The sequence below is a fragment of the Thermococcus sp. 21S7 genome (assembly GCF_012027615.1).
GTDB lineage: Archaea > Methanobacteriota_B > Thermococci > Thermococcales > Thermococcaceae > Thermococcus.
Map to the genome: position 1 here is coordinate 1 of NZ_SNUT01000044.1, position 314 is coordinate 314.

The window sequence follows — 314 nt, forward strand, 5'->3', positions numbered from 1 at the left end:
TACATTGAGGATGATGAGATTGGGGCGCTTATAAGGGCTTTTGAGGCTGTTGGGAAGGATCTCGTGGGAACGCTTAACGCTATCGGCGAAAAACTCGAACGCCTCGCAGAAGGAGACTTAAGCAACGGACTAAGCGTCGAAGCAAGAGGCGAACTCCAAGAAATCATCCAAGACTTAAAAGACACAACACACAAACTCAAAGGCCTAATCGGAGAAATAGTCCACGTAACAGACGAACTTGAGAAGAGGGCCACCCTCCTCGCCCAGATATCAAGCGATGTCACTGAAGCCATCAATCAGGTGAATGAGGCAGT

1 protein-coding gene is annotated in these 314 nt (G+C 48.7%); it reads left to right on the plus strand.

Translation table 11 applies throughout. The annotated features are described in order from the left end of the window. Window positions 1-314 (plus strand): methyl-accepting chemotaxis protein (locus tag E3E51_RS13020; RefSeq protein ID WP_167913527.1); only part of this gene is annotated, 314 nt, incomplete at both ends.